Here is a 23,776-nt window from a genome sequence, read left to right on the forward strand (position 1 = left end):
TCTGAAAATAAATATTCATCCTTACTTCATCAGGAAGCTGCTTTATTTCCAGCGAGGCTAATGTCTTTTATGATCTACTTTATTCTTTAAAAAGGAATGATAAAAATCTGAAGCAGCCATTTGATGAGGTTGTAAAATACTCCAATCTTTAAAACCTACTGCCCGTAATTTCTCATAATCATTCGGGGTCCCTGCAGTCACAAAAACTTTTTCTTTATACTTCCGTCGCTTCAGCATTTCGATCAAGTGCTGAGACAGTTCATAATTTGGCACTGTACTCACAATGATCCCATTTTCTTTAAAAGGGATCCGCTCAAGCAGGTCGGGATCTTCCATGTCTCCATAAATAATATCTTTAGCTCTCGCCTTCCATTCACTGATCACAGAAGGATCAAAATCCACCCCTAAATAAATTATTTCTGAATGTTCATCAAGCATCTCTGCCAGTCTGCGGCCAAACCTCCCCAATCCCATGATCACAATGTCATAGTTCTTTAACTTATCTTCCGTTTCCTCCCCTTCCAGGTAACCCCTGTCTCTCTGAAAGAGGTTAAGAGCCGGTGACAACACTTCATATATCTGATGGGAATATAAGATCAAATAGGAGGAAAGCCCAATAGTGATGAGGCCCACAAGAGTAATCAAACCTACGATTTCCCCGGTGATATGTCCTACAGTGAATCCCAGGCCGGCAAAGATCAACGAAAATTCACTGATCTGGGCCACAGTAAGTCCGGCTAGAAAAGAAGTTCTTTTCCGGTAGCCAAGGATTCCCATGATGAAAAGCACAATGATTGGATTTCCAACAAGTACAAATACCGAAAATATAAGAGCAGATGAGACCTGGCTGCCTATTATGGATAGATCAAGATTTGCTCCCAGATTTACAAAGAAAAACAACAGCAAGAAATCCCTTAGGCTCACCAGCCGAATACTGATCATATCCTTAAAATCTGATGAAGCCAGGCTAATACCTGCCAAAAAAGCACCTACTTCTCCACTAAAACCCAATAACTCTCCGGCAGCTGTTAAGCTTACTGCCCATGCAATGGCAAAAAGTGTGAGCATTTCCTGCGACTTTCCAATGAAAGAACTTAACGCAGGGATGATCCACTTCATAGCAATAACAGTAAACAACAGGAAACCAAAGCCGACAGCCAGTGTACCAAGAAGATCCTGGAGAAACGAAGTCTCGCCCCTTTGTTGCATGGCAGACAAAATGATCATCAAAAGAATAACAACAATGTCCTGAACAATAAGAAATCCAACGGCTATCTGGCCATGAAGAGAATCGATTTCTTTTTTATCAGATAAAAGCTTTACAATAATAATTGTGCTGGAAAAAGTAAGGACTACGGCAATATAAAAGCTATGAAGGGAAGAAAATCCGAGAGCCAGACCTATAAGGTATCCAATAAGCGAAGTAAATATCACCTGCCCCAAACCTGTAAGTAGGGCTACTTTCCCTACAGATTTTATAATCCTGAGATCCAGTTTAAGACCCACAATGAAGAGCAGCAGGGCTATGCCTATTTCTGCCAGTAAATCTATCTTGTCATGCGAGGCAACTATGTCTAGCACAGACGGCCCCACCAGGACACCCAGCGCAATGAACATTACGATTAAGGGCTGTCTCATTATCTGCCCAAGGATTCCCAGAAGCGCGGCAAGAGCAAGGATTATAGCAACCTCATAGAACGGATTTTCCAGGATGGCTGAAGGCCAATTCATCTGGATATAACTATTAGTGGTGTTTGTGCATGGTACACCAGTTCATTGATCATAAATTTTCGGAACAGCTGTTCACTAAGGGAGCGGGAACCTTGCTGAAGTACCAGAAATGAATTTTCGGTTTGCTCCACCCTGTTTTTTAGCAAACTAAACGCATCATCTCCCTCGTACATCCTAATAACCGGATCATAGACTCTATATTCCTCCTGAACTTCTGAAAGGTATTGGTTGATCTTAGCTTCATCTTCACCCTGTTTAAGAATTGTAAAGAATTCTAATTCCCTGATCTGCTCTTTCAATGCTGATAACAGTCTTTCAAATTGTTGTTTATTGAGCGGATATTTTGGATGAACCCCCACCAAAAGTTTAGTGGGTACCGGAACCGGAATGCCTGCCGGTACAGCCACCGTAAGCAAATCGGATTCGTCAATAATGGAAATAGTGGTGCTACTCATGAATAGACGCTTCAGCTTACCGGCATCCTCCTTTAGACCGGTAAAAACCCAGTCAAAGTAAAGATCACTTTTCAGATCCCGGAGTATAGCCATGATTGTCTTTTGGCTCACAAAAAAGGAATCATCACTGTAGACTCTTCCTTTTGCCATTTTTACCAGGTTGGAATGAGCCTCTTCAGATTCAGATTTTATAATTTCATCCCTGATTCCCTCATCTGCCATTGCCGGTGTGATTCCTGTTATCTTGTGGACCAAAACAACTTTTGCATTGATTATTTCAGAAATACGGAAGGCAAAATTCACCAGGTTCTCTGAATATTCAGAAAACTCAACCAATACTATTATCCGGTTTCTTGTTTCCATTTCCTTTACTTTTTTTTTAGAATGCCGAATTTAATTCCAGACTCATTCAGGTTAGAACTCTTCATTACCGGTGAACTTTCTTCGAATCGTCTTTTCTATATAAACAATGATAAAAAGCGCCAAACCGGCTGCAAAGATCCATAACCAGGAATCCAAACCTATAGGAGCTGAATGAAACAATTTGTTCATGAAGGGGGCGTGGATGAAAAGAAGCTGAAGAACAAACATTGCCAGGACTCCATAGTACACCCACATATTTGAAAACCAACCAATCTCCCTTATAGATCTTCTCAGGGAACGGCAATTGAAAAGGTAAAATCCTTCCAGGACAATAAAAACAGTAGTGGCGACTGTTTGTGCCTCCGGCAGACTGGCTCCCCGGGAAATTTCAAACCGGAATAGAATAAAGGAAGCAAGCATGATAAGGGTTCCCACAAGCAGCGTTCGCATGATCAAAGGAAAGGTAAGTATCGGTTTATTGGCAGGTGTGGGAGGACGATCCATAATGCCTGGTTCTTTGGGTTCGAAGGTGAGCATAAGCCCCAGCAGGACTGCAGTGGTCATATTGATCCACAATATTTGAACCGGGGCGAGGGGCAGCTGGGTAGCAAAGACAATACTGGCGAGGATAACCAGTGCCTCCCCCAGGTTGGTGGGCAGGGTCCAGACAATAAATTTTGTCAGGTTGTCCAGTACGCCACGTCCTTCCTCCACAGCCGCCTCGATCGAGGCAAAATTATCGTCTGTATGGACCATATCTGATGCATCTTTGGCCACCTCAGTACCTGTGATACCCATTGCTATTCCAATATTGGCCTGTTTTAAAGCCGGACCATCATTAACCCCGTCGCCGGTCATTGCCACCACCTTGTCCCTGGCCTGCAAAGCCTTTACCAGCCTGAGTTTTTGATCTGGGCTCACCCGTGCAAATACCGATACCTCTTCTGCAAGCGCCGGTAGTTCCTCATCAGAGAATTTTTGCAGCTCCAGTCCGGTCAGGGATTTAAGTTTTCCGTTTTCACTTTTTCCCTGGATCCCAAGTTGAGTGGCAATGGTAGCGGCAGTAAGGGCATGGTCGCCGGTGATCATTTTCACGCGAATACCCGCCTGCTGGCAAAGTTCAACGGCTTTTATTGCTTCCTTCCTTGGAGGATCGATCATTCCCTGCAGGCCGGTAAATTGCATACCACTGGTTACATCCTGGTGGCTTACGCTTACCTTGGTTGGATCGAATTCTTTAACAGCAAAGCCCAGGACCCGCAGGCCTTCCGCAGCCATGGCCTCTGCATTCTTCTGGATGAAATCTTTATCAACAGGAATAGGTTTTCCGGAGTTGTCCATCATATGATCACATGACCTCAGCACAGCCTCAAGGGAACCCTTCATAAATACTACATTCTTTTCATGTTTATGGAGGGTAGCCATATACTGATATTCTGACTGAAAGGGGATTTCATCCAGCCGGGGATAGTAATGGTCTATATAATGATCTTTAATACCGGCTTTTTCTGCGGCACTAATTAAGGCTGCTTCCGTGGGATCACCTTCGGAAATCCATCTTCCCTCCTCTTCTTTTATGCGGCTTTCATTACACAAGACTCCCCCTCGTAAAAGAAGCTGAAGGGCCGGCTTGTTATTCAGCTCCACTTCTTCTCCTTCAAAGAGGATCTTACCCTCAGGCTTATATCCTATCCCCGTTACCTCAAATAGTTCTCCCCCGGCCATTATCTTTTGTACGGTCATTTGGTTCTCGGTAAGGGTGCCGGTTTTATCTGAACAGATGACATTGGTACTCCCCAGGGTTTCCACAGCCACCAGTTTGCGAATGATCGCCCGTTTTTTTGCCATTTTTGCCACCCCAATGGCTAGCATGATCGTTACAGCAGCGGGAAGCCCCTCGGGTATTGCACCCACAACCAGCGCTACAGCTACCATAAAAGCATCAGCCAGACTTTCTCCTCTTAAATAGGCAACGACCAAAATGAGAAATGAAAGGCTCAAAATCACCCATAACAGAACATGACTAAAGTTTTTGATCTTTAAGGTAAGTGGTGTGTCAAGTTCCTCTGCTGTGGCTATGGATTGATTGATCTTCCCCACCTCTGTATGGTCTCCCGTACTTACTACAATTCCTCTACCGGTTCCGTAAGTGACCATAGTGGTTGCAAAACCGAGATTTTTTCGATCCCCAATAATGGCTTCAGAATTTACCAGTTCTGTACCTTTTTCGGAAGCAACCGATTCCCCTGTAAGGGCCGACTCATCCACCTGAAGGTCTTTGACTGACACAAACCGCAGGTCGGCGGGGATCTTATCTCCGGGTTGTACCGTTACGACATCTCCCGTAACAAGATTAATGCTGTTCACCATGACCTGTTTCCCATTGCGGATCACTGTGGCATTGGTACTCATACTTTTCGAAAGGGCATCAATAGCTTTAAGAGCCTTAGTTTCCTGGATATACCCTATGAGAGAATTTATCAGGACAACAGCAAAGATAACAGAGGCATCGAGGTATTCTCCCAGCAACAAAGTAACCACGGCGGCAGCCAGAAGAATGTAAATTAGGGGTTGATGGAACTGAAGGAGAAAACGCACCAGACTGCTTTGCCGTTTTTTAAGGCTAATTCGATTTTCCCCGTAACGGTTCAGTCGCTCATTCACCTCTTCACCGGAGAGACCTTTCTCTATGTTAGTCCCCAGCTCTTCGGCTACTTGATCGTACCTTAATGTATGCCACTCGACTTTCCGCTTTTCCATAGCAAAACTATTTACATACAATAGAAAGATGCTACATACGAAAAAAAGCCAGGCTTTAATTTCCAACTTTTTAGAATTGAGAAATCAATTTATAAGGTTGGTAATAAGTTGATCTCAGTTCTTCAATTTTTCTATTTCCCGGTTAGCCAGATTCTCCTATGGAGCAGAGAAAAGACTACAAATAATAAATGTATCTAATTAAAATTGTGGTAGTTAAGATACATATTTGTCGGATTGTTTTCTTCCATTTTAAAGAATTATTGGCAATTTATGATCAAGGTCTGGCAGGAAAACCTAAAGCGTCTAAAGGGAATGTTATCAGCTATTTTTTAGACTGAATCAGGGATTTTAAATTAATGCGGAAAGAGTAATCCAAATTTTAAAATTCCTTGCTATGACCGCAAGAGGAGGATGAATGCCATAGAGGATGTATCCATTAATGATCTACACTAGCTGAAAAAAGAAGCTTCGGAAAGAATAGTGAAAAAAAAAGCAGACCTGTAAGCCGGATTCTGTTCCTCAACCTAAATTGAAGTCCTTATCATTTATCTGAAACTTTTGTTACCAAAAGCCTTTAGCTGCCTACCCTCCGGCAACGGACGGGCAATCCTTAACAGCCGGTATACATGGCATTGCACCGCATAGAGTTTACCTGATTTCACTACAGCATTACCTGTACATCCTTTCTGTTGCACTGGTCCTGACACCGATTTGCTTCAGTGCCGGTGGGTGTTACCCACTATGCTGCCCTATGGTGTCCGGACTTTCCTCCGCCCCGCTTTTCCCGATAGCTATCGGGACGGGGCAGCGATAAGGCGGTCTGCTTGCGGCAAATATACAGTTTAAATGCCATTTTTGAGTGGTGTAAAAATCCGGCTTATTGCAATAGTGTCAACAGGTTTTTGTGGATAAAAACACGGGGATTATTCCCGGCTTCGGTTTTGTATTTTTTATATTTGTCAATCTAAAACATTTCAATGGAACACTTTGTAGTATCGGCCAGGAAATACCGCCCCCAAACCTTTAAAGACGTTGTGGGCCAGCAGGCTATCACCAATACGCTACTCAATGCCATTGAACATAATCACCTGGCACAGGCACTGCTTTTTACCGGTCCTCGTGGGGTTGGAAAGACCACCTGCGCCCGGATTCTTGCAAAAAAGATCAACCAGGATGGCAACCAGGATCCTAATGAGGATTTTGCTTTCAACATCTTTGAACTCGATGCGGCTTCAAACAACTCAGTTGATGACATAAGGAATCTAATAGACCAGGTGCGTATCCCGCCACAAGTTGGGAAGTATAAAGTGTACATCATTGATGAGGTACACATGTTATCCCAGGCAGCGTTTAATGCATTTTTAAAAACCCTTGAAGAGCCGCCAAAACATGCCATTTTTATTCTGGCTACTACAGAGAAACACAAGATCATTCCCACCATTCTTTCCCGTTGCCAGATTTTTGACTTCAAAAGGATCACGGTAAAGGACGCAAAGGAATATCTTGGTTATATAGCCCAACAGGAAGGTGTAGAAGCCGATGAAGATGCGCTGCACATCATTGCTCAAAAAGCCGATGGTGCTATGCGTGATGCCCTTTCTATCTATGACAGGGTAGTTAGCTTTAGCGGAAAAAATCTTACGCGGCAGGCAGTAACCGAAAACCTGAACGTTCTGGATTACGACACCTATCTTTCGGCTACCAATCTTATCCTGAAAAATGACATTCCGCAGTTACTTTTATTATTCAACGAGATCCTGAGCCACGGTTTTGACGGTCATCATTTTATTGCGGGACTGGCTTCACATTTTAGAGATTTACTCGTATGCAAGGATCCCAAGACCATCAACCTTCTCGAGGTGGGAGATAACACAAAGGCACTGTATTACCAACAGTCACAACAGGCTTCTTCAGCATTTCTTCTAAAGGGGATCGAACTCGCTAACGACTGTGATTTGCAGTACAAAAGCAGCCGAAATCAACGCCTGTTGGTGGAACTCTGCTTGATGCAACTCGCTTCTGTCACTTTTAGCGACGAAAAAAAAAAGGATAGCAGCTATATAATTCCGCCGAATCATTTTACCGGGGCTCCAATCCCTGCACCGGCACTTAAACTTTCTTCCAAAGAGAAGGAAGTAATAGTCAACAATGAATACGCAAAAGGAGATTCGGCCGCCCCGGCAGATTCTCAGCTGCCAAAATCTGTACCCGGTGCAACGACCGACTGTGCTCCTGTAACTTCGGAATCTGAAGCATCAGAATCTTCTGTACAGGAACCTTCGGAAAGAATTAATACTTCTGAAGAAATTTCTAATAAGGCTTCGGCTTCTCAAGCTGAAACTATTGTAAAGACTCCTCCTGTTGAACAACCTTCCGAAGAAAAAACGGAGGTGAAAAATGAGATGGCCCCTAAAAAAGTTTCGGGTCTTTCCCTGAAGAGCATTCAGAAGAAAAAAGAACTGGAAGCCCAAAAGCGTGAAGCCAGGACTGAAGAAGAAGTGGTGAAGAACGGAAAATTTTCCGAAGAACAGATGCAGGCCGCCTGGCAGGAATTTACTGAAGAGCAGAATGAAAAAGGCGAAAAGATCCTGGCTTCGATAATGCAGACAGACACTCCCGCACTAATGGGTAAGAATATTTGTGTAGAACTCCCAAATGAAACCATGAAACTGGAGTTGGAAAGAGTGCAGTACCATTTGATGGGCTTTCTCAAGGAAAAACTGCAAAATACTCACATACAGCTGAAGGTAACTGTAAATGAAAAAGCGGAGAAGAAATTTGCTTTCACCGCCATTGAAAAATTTGAAAAACTAAGGGAGAAAAATCCCCTTATTGAGAAGTTACGTTCCACCTTTGATCTGGATGTATAATGTTAGGCTTAAAATTACCCACAGACCCTAGATGGGTCAATATCGTTGAAAAGAATATTGAGGAGATCCTCACAGATCATGCTTATTGTGAGCAAAAGGCTGCCTCGACCGCTATTTCCCTTATCGTCACCCACCCTGAATATTCTGAACTTGTTACCGAGATGACGGCGCTTGCAAGGGAGGAAATGGCCCATTTTAAAATGGTTCACGACCGTATCCTGGAACGGGGACTAACCCTTGGCAGGGACCGTAAAGACGAATATGTATTAAAGCTGTTAACCTTCTTTCCTAAAGGTGGAAGCAGGCTAACAAACCTAACGCACCGCCTGCTTTACGCGGCATTAATTGAAGCCCGCAGCTGTGAACGTTTCAGGTTGCTTTCAGAAAACCTTGAGGACAGGGAACTGGCTGAATTCTACAGAAGTTTAATGGTGAGTGAAGCTAATCATTATACCATGTTCCTCAATTTTGCCCGTAAATATGGGGATCGCAAGGAGGTGGACCAAAAATGGCAAAATCTACTGGAATTTGAAGCCGAAATCATGAGAGACCTTGGAAAAAAGGAAACTATGCACGGGTAGCTTCTTCGAGGCTTTCCTGATACAAGGATTTTATAATTCCATCTGAAAGTCCAATTTTCGGAACATATATTCTTCGTGCCCGAGTCCACTTCATTGCAGAGAGGTATATTTTAGCCGCCGGCACAATAACATCTGCCCTATCCTGATTTAGGTTAAGCTCCGTGATCCGCTCTTCGTAGGTAAAGGATTGCAATAACTGGTAATAAGAGCTTAAGTAGAAAAAGCTAAGAGGTTTCCCATTAGCCTTGCCGCTGCTTTTAAAGATGTTATTGATATTTCCTCCAGAGCCTATGAGGTCAATCTTCGAAAACTTGCGGGTCACTTCCCTTATCCACGCTTCTACTTCATCCCACATCTCCTGGGGGACAATATTCTCCAACAATCTTACCGTTCCTAATTTGAAGGACCTGGAAGCAACGGTCTTACCTTTTGAATAAAGAGTAAATTCTGTACTACCACCACCCACATCTACATATAAATAGGTTTTATCTGATTGGATAAGGGCATGAAGATCGGTCGCGGCAATGATAGCGGCTTCATCGGTCCCGTCAATAATGCTTATTTCGACTCCTGTTTCCTCCTCGATAAGCTGCACCACTTCCTCCCCATTGAGGGATTCCCGCATTGCCGAAGTCGCACAAGCTTTAAACCTCTCGATCTTATGGGACCTCATGAGTAATTTAAAAGCCTGCATGGTATCTACCATGCGTTTAATATTCTCGTCGGAAATACGTTTGGTAAGAAAAACATCTGCTCCCAATCTAATAGGCACCCTTACCAGGGAGGTTTTCTTAAACAGCGGTTCTCTCCCCTCCTGCTCTGTGATGGTCATAATCAACAATCTCACAGCATTAGAACCAATATCTATGGCGGCAAACTTTCTTTGTTTGATCAAACTTTTTCTTTTTCTAGTTCCAATTTCTTATAAAAATAATCATACAGAGCGAATTGAGATCTAAGGGGCGGTTTATTATTCCGGCGGTAGGCATTATCCTGTTTTACAGAAATAACCCTTGCTTTTACGTTATCGCTCCAGCAAATTTCAAAAGTTTCCATCAATTCCTTCTGGATCTCCTTATCATAAATAGGACAACTTACTTCTACCCTATAGTCCATATTCCGCGTCATCCAGTCGGCCGAGGAAATATATATTTTAGAGTCACCTCCATTTTCAAATATGTAGATCCTGGGATGTTCAAGGTACTTGTCCAGGATACTTATTACCTCGATGTTTTCACTCATTCCTTCCACTCCCGGCACGAGACAACAGATTCCGCGAATTATCAATTTCATTTTCACTCCTGCCCTGCTGGCTTCGTACAACTTATCGATGAGTGAATAATCTGACAGGCTATTCAATTTAAGACGAATTCCCGAAGATTTTCCTTCTTTAGCATTGTCTATTTCTGTTTGTATCAGTTTTACTAAAGTGCTTCGGGTGTAATGGGGAGAGACCAGTAGATGTTTATATCTGCTCACCTTATAATTTACTTCAAAAAAATCAAAGACTTTATTAACTTCTTTCAGGATACTTTGATTGCTGGTAAAAAGAGTGAGATCTGAATAAACACGGGCAGTTGATTCATTCAGGTTACCTGTACTTATAAAGCCATATCGTCTCATCTTATCATTCTCCAGTCTTTCGATCACGCAAGCCTTGGAATGCACCTTAAGACCTTTTACTCCAAAAATAAGGTTCACCCCTTCCCGCTGCATTTGTTCGGCGTAATTGATATTGGCAACTTCATCAAACCGGGCGCGGAGCTCGATTTGAACTGTTACTTTTTTTCCGTTCTTGACCGCGTTAATAAGAGAGCTGGCGATATGAGAGATCTTTGCCAGTCTATAAATGGTGATCTTTATTGACTTCACGGCAGGATCAAGTGCTGCTTCCCGTAAAAATTTTACAGTGTAGGAAAAAGTTTGATAAGGGGTATGTAATAAATAATCCTTCTTTGCGATTTCCTTAAACAGGCTGGCTTGTAAAATAAGACCGGATAACGGCAGAGGCTCGTACTGTTTGTATTGTAATTCCTCTCCTCCCAAACTGGGGAAATTCATATAATCCCGCCTGTTGTGATATCGCCCCCCCGGAATAATACTATCGGTAGCATCAATACCCATTTTACTCATTAAGTATTGCAGGGTATCCTGAGCAATATTCATATCATATACAAATCTCACCGGTTCCCCCTCAATACGGTCTTTAACACTGGCCGAAATTTTTTCAATAAAAGATTTACTTAAATCACTGTCAATATCCAATTCAGCATCCCGGGTAATCTTGATCATATGAGCTGTCACACTCTCGTATTCGAAAATATTAAAAATGGAATGCAAGTGGTAGCGAATAAGATCATCCAGCAGGATTACATGTTGCTTTTCACCTTCCTTTGGCAGCACCACAAATCTTTCAATACTTCGTGGTATTTCTATAAGCACATATTTTTTTTCTTTGATGTGTCGGGAAACGACATGAGAATTTGTCCTTTTAGAGACCGTATTTTTCATTACCATTTTCACTGCCAGGTAAGCCGCACTGTCTTTTAGGCGCGGCAGCTCATCCAGGTCATTCAATACTATGGTAACAAGGGCGGGGCTAACCTTCTGGAGAAAGAAATTTTTAAGAAAAGGTTGTTGTGCTTTCGAAACCTGCTTCTCATTTATAATAAAAATATTATGCTCCTTAAGTTTATTCTGAATAGAATCAAGGATCTTTAAACTTTCACTCTGCTGTTCAATTACGATCTGGGTTATTTCCTCCAGCAGTTGATTTGCCTTGATCCCTCCTAAAACGCTTTTCCCGCCTTTTCCGGCAAGGTCGATACGTTTAATAGTAGCATATCTTACTTTAAAAAATTCGTCAAGGTTATTTGAAAAGATTCCAAGAAATCTCAGCCTCTCTATCAAGGGAACAGTTTTGTCTGCAGCCTCCTGTAAAACCCGGGCATTGAATTGCAGCCAGCTTAATTCCCTGTTGATGTACTGGTTTTCCTGCATCTATCTTAAGTTCTTTGGGAATAAATACATTAATGTCTTTCCATCCTGGATTTTCTTCCAGTTTTCGGTTTCGAACTGGATCATGCACAATCCGGTGGTAGGGATGTTTGAAAAATGTTGATCTCCCAATTGATTTGCTACTCCGGTAATAGCCGGGTTGTGACCAAAAACCATAAGAGTGTCAACTTCGTCTTCATAGGAGCGAATTATATCAAGCAGGCTCCAGCTGTCAAAAGTGTAAAGCTCATCTTTTACAGTAAAATCGTTATCTTCCACCTCCAGCCTTTCTTTAAAGATCTTCGCAGTATCAAGTGCACGGGTGGCATAACTGCTCCAGATCTTCAGCGGCTTTTCACAAAATCCGGAAAAGGCATTTAGTACAAGGCCGGCGTCTTTAAATGCTCGTTTCTTCAAAGGACGTTCATCATCGGGCAGATCTTCCTTCCAGGAGGATTTGCCGTGCCTTACAAGTATCAATTTCTTCATATTTATGGTGCTAATCTATCCATTTTCCATCCTTCATTCTCTTTGCTATAGTAGATACGGTCATGCAAACGATTAGGCCTTCCCTGCCAGAATTCGAATTCAGAAGGTATGACTTTATAACCTCCCCAATATACAGGTTTTGGTATATCTTTTCCAGAATACTCCTGCTCTAGAAGTTCCAGTTTTTTCTGAAGATATTCGCGGGAGGGAATCACAGAACTTTGTTGGGAAGCCCAGGCTCCAAGTTGACTGCCCCGTGGTCTCGAATGAAAATAGGCTTCCGATTCTTCTTTAGAAGTTTTTTCGGCAATGCCTTTCACCATCACCTGTCTTTCTGATGTGGGCCAGAAAAAAGAGAGGCAAACCTTTGGACTTTTAGCTATAGATCTTCCTTTTTCAGATTCATAATTGGTATAAAACACAAAACCTTCGTTATCATATTCTTTAAGAAGAACTACCCGTGTCATGGGAAAGCCATCCAGGCCAATTGTTGAAAGGTGCATGGTATTGACTTCGTCAACTTCCTTATTGCTTTCGGTTTCCCTTATCCAGACATGAAATAAATCAAATGGATCCTGGGGGATTTCCTCCTCCAGCAACTCATGTTTCTGGTAGAGCTTGCGGTAATCGTGGAGTTTATTTTTCATACTGCCAATTTACAAAATCTACTAATTACACGAAGTACATATCCTGCTCAAAAAAGGGAAATTTTGTAAGAATTATAAATCTCCTTCAGCATTCATCTCCACCCTGAAAAAGGGTAACAAAATAGGGAAAAATGGATGGAAAAATAAGAAGAAATTAATATTCTTTTTCGCACAATTTTTACTGTTGTAAGATTACCTGCACAAGGTTTTTTTCTTAAAAAAAATTCCAATTGACCTTTATAATTAACTGTTGATGTGTCGTTTGTCCGTAAAACCTCACACTACATCTAAAAGATGAAAATTTCTTTTTTTTAACAGTTCCTGCCTCCTACATTTACTTTGAAAGTTAAAGAATTCAGATTTTACCAAGCTGCAGACTCCCCCAGGTCATCGATTGCTTTGTAAGAATTCTTGACCTAAAAACTTCAGATTATTCTTCCCCTGCGAATAATATGAACTTAACCTAAAATCAAAAAAAATAAGACAATACAACCTAAAGATTTTGATGCTCTAACAGTTGAGATCAGAAGGTTTATATCATTCAAACATGACGACTATGATTTGGAAAACTACCCTAGCATTTCCGGTTTATTTACTTTCTCTTGGGAAGAGATATGCCCAAACCGGAAAGACCCCTTTCAAGACTCTATCCATTCTGTTGACTATCGCAGGATACATTTTTAGTATTTCTACTGGATATTCACAAGGCTTTATTCCTGACGGAGATTATAATGCAAGTGAATATGTAGGATCTATTAAAACGGATATTAATATGAATGCCTCGGGTACTTGCGAGGTAATACAGGTTTATTCTGTCGTTAAAACCGATCTTAATAGTCCTTATTTACTATTGGGGTTCTATAACGGAAATGGTGGTAATTCAATCTTTAGATATTATTTAGATACCGATCCTTCTCTCGACCTGGTTTCTGAAACCTATAAAGGCACCACTTATCCTTTTCCAGGTGCAGATGTTGTTTTACAGGTGAATGCCAATGATTCGCCTCCATTGGTTTACAAATGGAATGGTTCAAGTTTAGTTTTAAATAATTCGAGCGGACTTATAGCAAAAGCAGGTGATTTTAATTCAGGCGATGGACAATTTATAGAAATTAAGGTGCCATTATCAGGAAGTGGATCTTTAATTGATCTATGTAGTTTGGCAGATGGTGGCATTATCAATCTTGGCTCTTACTTATCTTTTGCCGGAGGTAGTTTAAATGCTAAACCTTGTGGTATGGGGAATATTGGTGTGGACATTAATGTTACCGGTACCATTTCTGGAGAAAAATCTTATTGTTCTGGTAGTTCAAACTCTACTACCTTAACACTCACAGGTAATTTTGGAGCAGTTAAGAAATGGCAAAAAAAAGAAGGTTCGGGTTGGTTTGATATACCTAATACAGCTAACACCAGCACTTATGTTGCTTCTAACGTCAATCTTACAACCTCCTATCGTGCGATAATTGTTAACAATACTTGTCCCGGCAATGAAGTTGAGACAGGAATTGCCACTATTACTATAAATGCAACGCCTGAAACTCCTCAAGTAGCTTCCATTACTCAACCAACCTGTACCGTTGCAACCGGATCTTTCAGTATCACTGCTGTTGACGGAATAGAATATAGCTTTAATGGATCTACTTTTGGAACTAGCACTAGCTGGTCTGAACTTGCTGCAGGTACTTATACTGTAACTGCAAGAAACGCTGCCGAATGTGTTTCTGAAGAACTTTCTGTAACAATTAACGCTCAGCCGGAAACTCCAGCAGCTCCAGTAGTTGCTGAAGTTGTTCAGCCAACATGTGAAGTGGCTACCGGATCTTTCAGTTTCACTGCTGTCAGCGGAATGGAATACAGCTTCGACGGTGGAACGTTCTCTGAAAATGCCATTTTTGACAACCTTTCTGCCGGAACTTACACTGTAGTTGCAAGAAACGCTGATGGATGTCTTTCAGAAGAACTTTCTGTAAAGATCGATCCTCAACCTGAAACTCCTGCCGCTCCTGTAGTAGCTGAAATTGTTCAGCCCACATGTGACGTAGCAACTGGATCTTTCAGCATCACTGCTGTTGCCGGAATGACTTATAGCTTTAACGGTGGAACTTTTGGATCTGCAACTTCATGGTCTGATCTTGCTGCAAGCACTTATACTGTAACTGCAAGAAACGAAGACGGATGTGTGTCTGAAGCACTTTCTGTAACAATCAACGCTCAACCTGAAACTCCTGCCGCTCCAGAAGTAGCTTCAACTACGCAGCCAACATGTGATGTAGCAACAGGATCTTTCAGCATCACTGCTGTAAGCGGAATGGAATACAGCTTTGACGGTGGAACCTTCTCTGAAAATGTCATTTTTGACGATCTTTCTTCAGGTACTTATACTGTAACTGCAAGAAACGAAGACGGATGTGTGTCTGAAGCACTTTCTGTAACAATCAACGCTCAACCTGAAACGCCAGCCGCTCCTGTAGTAGCTGAAACTGTTCAGCCTACATGTGACGTAGCAACCGGGTCTTTCAGCATCACTGCTGTAGCCGGAATGGAATATAGCTTCGACGGAGGAACGTTCTCTGAAAATGCCATTTTTGACAACCTTTCTGCCGGTACTTATACTGTAGTGGCAAGAAACGCTGAGGGATGTCTTTCAGAAGAACTTTCTGTTACGATCGATCCTCAGCCCGAAACTCCTGCAACTCCTGTAGTAGCCGAAATTTCTCAGCCAACCTGTACTGTTGCAACCGGCTCTTTCAGCATCACTGCTGTAGACGGAATGACTTATAGCTTTAACGGAGGAACTTTTGGAACCAGCACTAGCTGGTCAGAACTTTCTGCCGGAACTTATACTGTAGTGGCAAGAAACGCTGCCGAATGTGTTTCTGAAGAACTTTCTGTAACGATCAACGCTCAACCTGAAACTCCAGCCGCTCCTGTAGTAGCTGAAACTGTTCAGCCTACTTGTGATGTAGCAACAGGAGCTTTCAGCATCACTGCTGTTGACGGAATGGAATACAGCTTTAATGGTGGAACCTTTGGAACAACAATTTCCTGGTCTGAACTTGCTGCCGGAACTTACACTGTTGTTGCAAGAAATGCTGACGAATGTCTTTCTGAAGCACTTTCTGTAATAATAAACGAACAACCTGAAACTCCTGCTGCTCCTATAGTAGCTGGAACAACTCAGCCCACATGTGATATAGCAACAGGATCTTTTAGCATCACTGCTGTTGACGGAATAGAATATAGCTTTAATGGATCTACTTTTGGAACCAGCACTAGCTGGTCTGAACTTGATGCAGGTACTTATACTGTAATAGCAAGAAACGCTGACGAATGTGTTTCTGAAGCTCTTTCTGTAACCATCAACGCTCAACCTGAAACTCCGGCCGCTCCTGTACTAGTCGAAACTGTTCAGCCAACTTGCGAGCTTGCAACCGGATCTTTCAGTATCACTGCTGTTGACGGAATGGAATATAGCTTTAATGGAGGGGCCTTTGGAAGTACTACTTCATGGTCTGATCTTGCTGCTGATAATTATACTGTAGTAGCTAAAAATACCGATGGATGTGTGTCTGAAGCACTTTCTGTAACTATCAACGTACAGCCTGAAACTCCTGCCGCTCCTGTAGTAGCTGAAACTGTTCAGCCAACATGTGATGTGGCAACAGGAGCTTTCAGCATCACTGCTGTAAGCGGAATGGAATACAGTTTCGACGGAGGTACTTTCGGAAGCACTACTTCCTGGTCTGATCTTGCTGCAGGTACTTATACTGTAGTGGCAAGAAACGCTGCCGAATGTGTTTCTGAAGAACTTTCTGTAACGATCAACGCTCAACCTGAAACTCCGGCCGCTCCTGTAGTCGTTGAAACTGTTCAGCCTACATGTGATGTGGCAACAGGATCTTTCAGCATCACTGCTATAGACGGAATGACTTATAGCTTTAACGGAGGAACTTTTGGAACCAGCACTAGCTGGTCAGAACTTTCTGCCGGAACTTATGCTGTAGTGGCAAGAAACGCTGATGGATGTCTTTCAGAAGAACTTTTTGTAACGATCGATCCTCAGCCCGAAACTCCTGCAACTCCTGTAGTAGCTGAAACAACTCAGCCAACATGTACTGTTGCAACCGGATCTTTCAGCATCACTGCTGTAGACGGAATGACTTATAGCTTTAACGGAGGGGCCTTCGGAAGTACTACTTCATGGTCTGATCTTGCTGCTGATAATTATACTGTAGTAGCTAAAAATACCGATGGATGTGTTTCTGAAGAACTTTCTGTAACAATCAACGAACAACCTGAAACTCCGGCCGCTCCTGTAGTAGCTGAAACTGTTCAGCCAACTTGCGAAGTAGCAACCGGATCTTTCAGCATCACTGCTGTTGCCGGAATGGAATACAGCTTTAACGGAGGAACTTTTGGAACCAGCACTAGCTGGTCAGAACTTTCTGCCGGAACTTATGCTGTAGTGGCAAGAAACGCTGATGGATGTCTTTCAGAAGAACTTTTTGTAACGATTGATCCTCAGCCCGAAACTCCTGCAACTCCTGTAGTAGCTGAAACTGTGCAGCCAACTTGTGATGTAGCAACAGGATCTTTCAGCATTACTGCTGTAAGCGGAATGGAATACAGCTTTAATGGTGGAACCTTCTTTGAAAATGTTATTTTTGACAACCTTTCTGCCGGAACTTACACTGTTGTTGCAAGAAATGCTGACGAATGTCTTTCTGAAGCACTTTCTGTAATAATAAACGAACAACCTGAAACTCCTGCTGCTCCTATAGTAGCTGAAACAACTCAGCCCACATGTGATATAGCAACAGGATCTTTTAGCATCACTGCTGTTGACGGAATAGAATATAGCTTTAATGGATCTACTTTTGGAACCAGCACTAGCTGGTCTGAACTTGATGCAGGTACTTATACTGTAATAGCAAGAAACGCTGACGAATGTGTTTCTGAAGCTCTTTCTGTAACAATTAACGCTCAACCTGAAACTCCGGCCGCTCCTGTACTAGCCGAAACTGTTCAGCCAACTTGCGAAGTAGTAACCGGATCTTTCAACATCACTGCTGTTGACGGAATAGAATATAGCTTTAATGGATCTACTTTTGGAACCAGCACTAGCTGGTCTGAACTTGATGCAGGTACTTATACTGTAATAGCAAGAAACGCTGACGAATGTGTTTCTGAAGCTCTTTCTGTAACAATTAACGCTCAACCTGAAACTCCGGCCGCTCCTGTACTAGCCGAAACTGTTCAGCCAACTTGCGAAGTAGTAACCGGATCTTTCAGCATCACTACTGTAGCCGGAATGGAATATAGCTTTGACGGTGGAGCTTTTGCAAGCACTACTTCCTGGTCTGAACTTGCCGCCGGTACTTATACTGTAACTGCAAGAAACGCTGACGGATGTATTTCTGAAGAACTTTCAGTAACAATCAACGCTCAACCTGAAACTCCGGCCGCTCCGGTAGTAGCTGAAACTGTTCAGCCAACTTGTGATGTAGCAACAGGAGCTTTCAGCATCACTGCTGTCAGCGGAATGGAATACAGCTTTGACGGTGGAACCTTCTCTGAAAATGTCATTTTTGACAATCTTTCTTCAGGTACTTATACCGTAACTGCAAGAAACGAAGACGGATGTGTGTCTGAAGCAGTTTCTGTAACGATCGAAGCTCAGCTGGAAACTCCTGAAACTCCTGTTGTTGCTGAAACTGTTCAGCCAACTTGCGAAGTAGCAACCGGATCTTTCAGTATCACTGCTGTTGACGGAATAGAATATAGCTTCGACGGTGGAACTTTTGGATCTGCAACTTCCTGGTCTGAACTTGCTGCCGGAACTTATACTGTAGTGGCAAGAAACGAAGACGGATGTGTGTCTGATCCACTTTCTGTAACAATAAACGAACAAGCTGAAACTCCAGCAGCTCCTGTAGTAGCTGAAACTGTTCAGCCAACATGTGAAGTGGCAACAGGAGCTTTCAGCATCACTGCTGTAGACGGAATGACTTATAGCTTTAACGGTGGAGCTTTTGCAAGCACTACTTCATGGTCTGATCTTGCTGCCGGTACTTACACTGTACTTGCAAGAAACGCTGACGGATGTCTTTCTGAAGCACTTTCTGTAACCATCAACGCTCAGCCTGAAACTCCTGCCGCTCCTGTAGTAGCTGAAACTGTTCAGCCAACATGTGCTGTGGCAACAGGAGCTTTCAGCATCACTGCTGTAGACGGAATGACTTATAGCTTTAACGGAGGAACTTTTGGAACCAGCACTAGCTGGTCAGAACTTTCTGCCGGAACTTACACTGTACTTGCAAGAAACGCTGCCGAATGTGTTTCTGAAGAACTTTCTGTAACGATCGACGCTCAGCCGGAAACTCCGGCCGCTCCTGTAGTTGTTGAAACTGTTCAGCCAACATGTGATGTGGCAACAGGAGCTTTCAGCATCACTGCTGAAGCCGGAATGGAATACAGCTTTAACGGTGGAACTTTTGGAAGTACCACTTCCTGGAATGAACTTGCTGCCGGAACTTATACTATAGTTGCAAGAAACGCTGACGAATGTGTTTCTGAAGCACTTTCTGTAACAATCAACGAACAACCTGAAACTCCAGCAGCTCCTGTAGTAGCTGAAACTGTTCAGCCTACATGTGACGTAGCAACCGGATCTTTCAGCATCACTCCTGTTGCCGGAATGACTTACAGCTTTAACGGTGGAACGTTCTCTGAAAATGCCATTTTTGACAACCTAGCTGCAGGTACTTATACTGTAACTGCAAGAAACGAAGATGGATGTGTGTCTGAAGCACTTTCGGTAACAATAAACGCTCAACCTGAAACTCCGGCCGCTCCTGTAGTAGCTGAAACAACTCAGCCAACATGTACTGTTGCAACCGGATCTTTCAGCATCACTGCTGTAGACGGAATGACTTATAGCTTTAACGGAGGGGCCTTCGGAAGTACTACTTCATGGTCTGATCTTGCTGCTGATAATTATACTGTAGTAGCTAAAAATACCGATGGATGTGTTTCTGAAGAACTTTCTGTAACGATCAACGATCAGCTGGAAACTCCGGCCGCTCCAGAAGTAGCTTCAACTACGCAGCCCACATGTGATATAGCAACAGGATCTTTCAGCATCACTGCTGCAGCCGGAATGGAATATAGCTTCAACGGTGGAACGTTCTCTGAAAATGTCAATTTTGACAACCTTTCTGCCGGTACTTATACTGTAGTGGCAAGAAACGCTGAGGGATGTCTTTCAGAAGAACTTTCTGTTACGATCGATCCTCAGCCCGAAACTCCTGCCACTCCTGTAGTAGCTGAAACTGTTCAGCCGACTTGCGAAGTAGCAACCGGATCTTTCAGCATCACTGCAGAAGCCGGAATGGAATACAGCTTTAACGGAGGTACTTTCGGAACTACTATTTCCTGGTCTGAACTTACTGCCGAAACCTACACTGTAGTTGCAAGAAATGCCGATGGATGTGTTTCTGAAACACTTTCAGTTACTATCACCGAACAACCTGAAACTCCTGCCGCTCCTGTGGTAGCTGAAACAACTCAGCCTACATGTGATGTAGCAACCGGATCTTTCAGCATCACTGCTGAAGCCGGAATGGAATACAGCTTTAACGGATCTGCTTTTGGAACTACTACTTCATGGTCAGAACTTGCTGCCGGAACTTATACTGTAGTAGCTAAAAATACTGACGGATGTGTGTCTGAAGAACTTTCAGTAACAATAAGCGCTCAGCTGGAAACTCCAGCAGCTCCAGTAGTAGCTGAAACTGTTCAGCCTACATGTGACGTAGCAACAGGAGCTTTCAGCATCACTGCTGAAGCCGGAATAGAATACAGCTTTAACGGATCTGCTTTTGGAACTACTACTTCATGGTCAGAACTTGCTGCCGGAACTTACACTGTTGTTGCAAGAAACGAGGACGAATGTGTGTCTGAAGAACTTTCTGTAACAATTAACGCGCAGCCTGAAACTCCTTTAGCTCCAGAAGTAGCTTCAACTACGCAGCCAACTTGTGAGGTAGCTACCGGAGCTTTCAGCATCACTGCTATAGACGGAATGACTTATAGCTTTAACGGTGGAACTTTTGGAACTAGCACTAGCTGGTCTGAACTTGCTGCAGGTACTTATACTGTAACTGCAAGAAACGCTACCGAATGTGTTTCTGAAGAACTTTCTGTAACAATTAACGCTCAGCCTGAAACTCCAGCAGCTCCAGTAGTTGCTGAAGTTGTTCAGCCAACATGTGAAGTAGCTACCGGATCTTTCAGCATCACTGCTGTTGACGGAATGGAATATAGCTTTGACGGTGGAACTTTTGGATCTGCAACTTCATGGCCTGATCTTGCTGCAGGAACTTATACTGTAGCTGCGAGAAACGAAGATGGATGTGTTTCTGAAGAACTTTCAGTAAAAATAAACGAACAGCCGGAAACTCCTGAAACTCCTGTAGTAGCTAAAATTTCTCAACCAACCTGTACCGTTGCAACCGGATCTTTCAGCATCACTGCTGTAGCCGGAATGGAATACAGCTTTGACGGTGGAACTTTTGGATCTGCAACTTCATGGTCTGATCTTGCTGCAAGTACTTATACTGTAACTGCAAGAAATGCTGACGGATGTGTTTCTGAAGCACTTTCAATAACAATAAACGAACAACCTGAAACTCCTGCTGCTCCTGCAGTAGCTGAAACTGTTCAGCCAACTTGTGAGCTTGCAACCGGAGCTTTCAGCATTACTGCTGTAGACGGAATGACTTATAGCTTTAACGGAGGGGCCTTCGGAAGTACTACTTCATGGTCTGATCTTGCTGCTGATAATTATACTGTAGTAGCTAAAAATACGGATGGATGTGTGTCTGAAGCACTTTCTGTAACTATCAACGTACAGCCTGAAACTCCAAATGCTCCGGTTGTAGCTTCCACTACGCAACCAACCTGTACTGTAGCCACCGGTTCTTTCAGCATCACTGCTGTAAGCGGAATGGAATACAGCTTCGACGGAGGAACTTTTGGATCTGCAACTTCATGGTCTGATCTTGCTGCCGGAACTTACACTGTAGTGTCAAGAAACGCTGACGGATGTGTTTCTGAAGCAGTTTCTGTAACAATCAACGATCAGCCGGAAACTCCTGCCGCTCCTGTGGTAGCTGAAACTGTTCAGCCGACTTGCGAAGTAGCAACCGGATCTTTCAGCATCACTGCAGAAGCCGGAATGGAATACAGCTTTGACGGTGGAGCTTTTGCAAGCACTACTTCCTGGTCTGAACTTGCCGCCGGTACTTATACTGTAACTGCAAGAAACGAAGACGGATGTGTGTCTGAAACAGTTTCTGTAACAATCAACGCTCAACCTGAAACGCCAGCCGCTCCTGTAGTAGCTGAAACTGTTCAGCCCACATGTGACGTAGCAACAGGATCTTTCAGCATCACTGCTGTAAGCGGAATGGAATACAGCTTTAATGGCGGAACCTTTGGAACAACAATTTCCTGGTCTGAACTTGCTGCCGGAACTTACACTGTTGTCGCAAGAAATGCTGACGAATGTATTTCTGAAGAACTTTCTGTAACAATCAACGATCAGCCGGAAACTCCTTTAGCTCCAGAAGTAGCTTCAACTACGCAGCCAACTTGTGAGGTAGCTACTGGATCTTTCAGCATCACTGCTGTAAGCGGAATGGAATACAGCTTTAATGGAGGAACCTTTGGAACACCAATTTCTTGGTCTGAACTTGCTGCCGGAACTTACACTGTTGTCGCAAGAAATGCTGACGAATGTATTTCTGAAGCACTTTCAGTAACAATTAACGATCAGCCGGAAACTCCTATAGCTCCTGTAGTAGCTGAAACTGTTCAGCCCACATGTGACGTAGCAACTGGATCTTTCAGCATCACTGCTATAACCGGAATGGAATACAGCTTTAACGGTGGAACCTTCGGAAGTACTACTTCATGGTCAGAACTTGCAGCCGGAACTTATACAGTGACTGCGAAAAATACACAGGGATGTATTTCCGAAGTAATTTCAGTTACTATTAATGAAGTTCCAAATGCTCCGGATGCTCCGGCTATTGAAGAACTAATGCAGGCAACTTGTGAAGATCCAACAGGATTCCTGGTTCTGGAAATGGCAGAAGGAGTCACTTTCACGCTTACAGATGCCAATGGAAATGAAGTAGCCGATGAAGACGCCGACGGAATTTTTGAAGGTTTATCTCCGGGAACTTACACGGCTAACGCAACGAACGAGAATGGATGTGTTTCTGAAGGAATTACTATAACTATAGAAGAACCTCAGGGAAGTGTTACCGTGAATAATCCGTCCGGTCCTATATGTGATGATTCGGGAGCTTTTGACCTAAATAGTTTAGTAAGCGACAGCACCGTGACTGGCACCTGGATTGACACAGATCAAACAGGAGCTCTTACAGGAAGTACCTTAGATCCAGACATGGCTGCCGGCTTCTACACCTTTACTTATGTTGTGGAAGGAGCCTGCTCATCAAGTACAGAGATCACTCTTGAAGTAGAAGACTGTGGGGTAACACTCCCATGTCAAATTTCAGATATAAGAAACAGCATTTCTAAAGCTGTAACTCCTAATGGAGACCAGGTAAACGATGAATTTGAAGTTGGAATAGGCATTGACTGTGGCTTTATTTATACTCTCAAGGTTTTTAACCGTTGGGGGAATGAAGTTTTCAGCTCAAATAACTACACCGGGGGATGGGATGGATACTCCAGCAGTTCTGTAACAGGAGACCAGCTACCTTCAGGAACCTACTTCTATATTGTGGAAATTAAACAAAGCGGATTTGAACCAATCCAGGGTTATATCTATCTAGGAACAAAATAAA

10 protein-coding genes and 1 other RNA gene are annotated in these 23,776 nt (G+C 43.1%); 3 read left to right on the top strand and 8 right to left on the bottom strand.

Annotated features, from left to right (window positions below; all coding sequences use genetic code 11):
• Positions 1-57 precede the first annotated feature (57 nt).
• The 4 genes from LA313_RS04035 to rnpB all read right to left on the bottom strand — a co-directional run bounded on the left by LA313_RS04035 (position 58) and on the right by rnpB (position 6,136).
• The gene (locus LA313_RS04035; RefSeq protein ID WP_228913386.1) at positions 58-1,731 is read right to left on the bottom strand and encodes a cation:proton antiporter; all 1,674 of its coding nucleotides are present in this window, start codon (positions 1,729-1,731) and stop codon (positions 58-60) included.
• Positions 1,728-2,549: a universal stress protein gene (locus LA313_RS04040; protein ID WP_228913388.1), complete on the bottom strand. Its 822-nt coding sequence runs from the start codon at positions 2,547-2,549 to the stop codon at positions 1,728-1,730. The genes LA313_RS04035 and LA313_RS04040 overlap by 4 nt, the downstream gene beginning before the upstream one ends.
• A 51-nt stretch (positions 2,550-2,600) precedes the next feature.
• Positions 2,601-5,309, bottom strand: a complete 2,709-nt coding sequence (locus tag LA313_RS04045) for a cation-transporting P-type ATPase (protein ID WP_228913389.1) — start codon at positions 5,307-5,309, stop codon at positions 2,601-2,603.
• A gap of 485 nt (positions 5,310-5,794) precedes the next feature.
• Positions 5,795-6,136: RNase P RNA component class A (gene rnpB, locus LA313_RS04050), an RNA gene on the bottom strand.
• Between the two features lie 150 nt (positions 6,137-6,286).
• Here rnpB and LA313_RS04055 point away from each other — a divergent pair.
• Positions 6,287-8,179, top strand: a complete 1,893-nt coding sequence (locus LA313_RS04055) for a DNA polymerase III subunit gamma/tau (RefSeq protein ID WP_228913390.1) — start codon at positions 6,287-6,289, stop codon at positions 8,177-8,179.
• The gene (miaE, locus tag LA313_RS04060; protein WP_228913391.1) at positions 8,179-8,760 is read left to right on the top strand and encodes a tRNA-(ms[2]io[6]A)-hydroxylase; all 582 of its coding nucleotides are present in this window, start codon (positions 8,179-8,181) and stop codon (positions 8,758-8,760) included. The genes LA313_RS04055 and miaE overlap by 1 nt, the downstream gene beginning before the upstream one ends.
• Here miaE and LA313_RS04065 read toward each other — a convergent pair.
• From LA313_RS04065 to pdxH, 4 genes are read right to left on the bottom strand one after another with little or no spacing between them, the layout of a single operon-like run.
• Positions 8,747-9,655 carry a Ppx/GppA phosphatase family protein gene (locus tag LA313_RS04065; protein WP_228913392.1) on the bottom strand — a complete coding sequence of 303 codons (909 nt, stop codon included), beginning with the start codon at positions 9,653-9,655 and terminating at the stop codon, positions 8,747-8,749. The genes miaE and LA313_RS04065 overlap by 14 nt on opposite strands.
• Positions 9,652-11,760, bottom strand: coding sequence for a polyphosphate kinase 1 (gene ppk1, locus LA313_RS04070; protein ID WP_228913393.1), 2,109 nt, complete (start codon positions 11,758-11,760; stop codon positions 9,652-9,654). The genes LA313_RS04065 and ppk1 overlap by 4 nt, the downstream gene beginning before the upstream one ends.
• A complete protein-coding gene (locus LA313_RS04075) occupies positions 11,761-12,246 on the bottom strand; it encodes a SixA phosphatase family protein (protein ID WP_228913394.1) in 486 nt (161 codons plus the stop codon).
• Between the two features lie 2 nt (positions 12,247-12,248).
• On the bottom strand, positions 12,249-12,893 hold the full coding sequence (gene pdxH / locus LA313_RS04080) for a pyridoxamine 5'-phosphate oxidase (RefSeq protein WP_228913395.1): 645 nt from the start codon (positions 12,891-12,893) through the stop codon (positions 12,249-12,251).
• A gap of 556 nt (positions 12,894-13,449) precedes the next feature.
• Between pdxH and LA313_RS04085 the strand changes: the two genes are divergently transcribed.
• Positions 13,450-23,775, top strand: a complete 10,326-nt coding sequence (locus LA313_RS04085) for a gliding motility-associated C-terminal domain-containing protein (RefSeq protein ID WP_228913396.1) — start codon at positions 13,450-13,452, stop codon at positions 23,773-23,775.
• Position 23,776 lies beyond the last annotated feature (1 nt).

The organism is Salinimicrobium sediminilitoris (genome assembly GCF_020866905.1).
Taxonomy (GTDB): Bacteria; Bacteroidota; Bacteroidia; order Flavobacteriales; family Flavobacteriaceae; genus Salinimicrobium; species Salinimicrobium sediminilitoris.

Bases quoted from the DNA above. Each gene is read 5' to 3' on its own strand.
- LA313_RS04035 (WP_228913386.1), bottom strand. From the start codon at position 1,731: ATGAATTGGCCTTCAGCCATCCTGGAAAATCCGTTCTATGAGGTTGCT.
- LA313_RS04040 (WP_228913388.1), bottom strand. From the start codon at position 2,549: ATGGAAACAAGAAACCGGATAATAGTATTGGTTGAGTTTTCTGAATAT.
- LA313_RS04045 (WP_228913389.1), bottom strand. From the start codon at position 5,309: ATGGAAAAGCGGAAAGTCGAGTGGCATACATTAAGGTACGATCAAGTA.
- LA313_RS04055 (WP_228913390.1), top strand. From the start codon at position 6,287: ATGGAACACTTTGTAGTATCGGCCAGGAAATACCGCCCCCAAACCTTT.
- miaE (WP_228913391.1), top strand. From the start codon at position 8,179: ATGTTAGGCTTAAAATTACCCACAGACCCTAGATGGGTCAATATCGTT.
- ppk1 (WP_228913393.1), bottom strand. From the start codon at position 11,760: ATGCAGGAAAACCAGTACATCAACAGGGAATTAAGCTGGCTGCAATTC.
- LA313_RS04075 (WP_228913394.1), bottom strand. From the start codon at position 12,246: ATGAAGAAATTGATACTTGTAAGGCACGGCAAATCCTCCTGGAAGGAA.
- pdxH (WP_228913395.1), bottom strand. From the start codon at position 12,893: ATGAAAAATAAACTCCACGATTACCGCAAGCTCTACCAGAAACATGAG.
- LA313_RS04085 (WP_228913396.1), top strand. From the start codon at position 13,450: ATGATTTGGAAAACTACCCTAGCATTTCCGGTTTATTTACTTTCTCTT.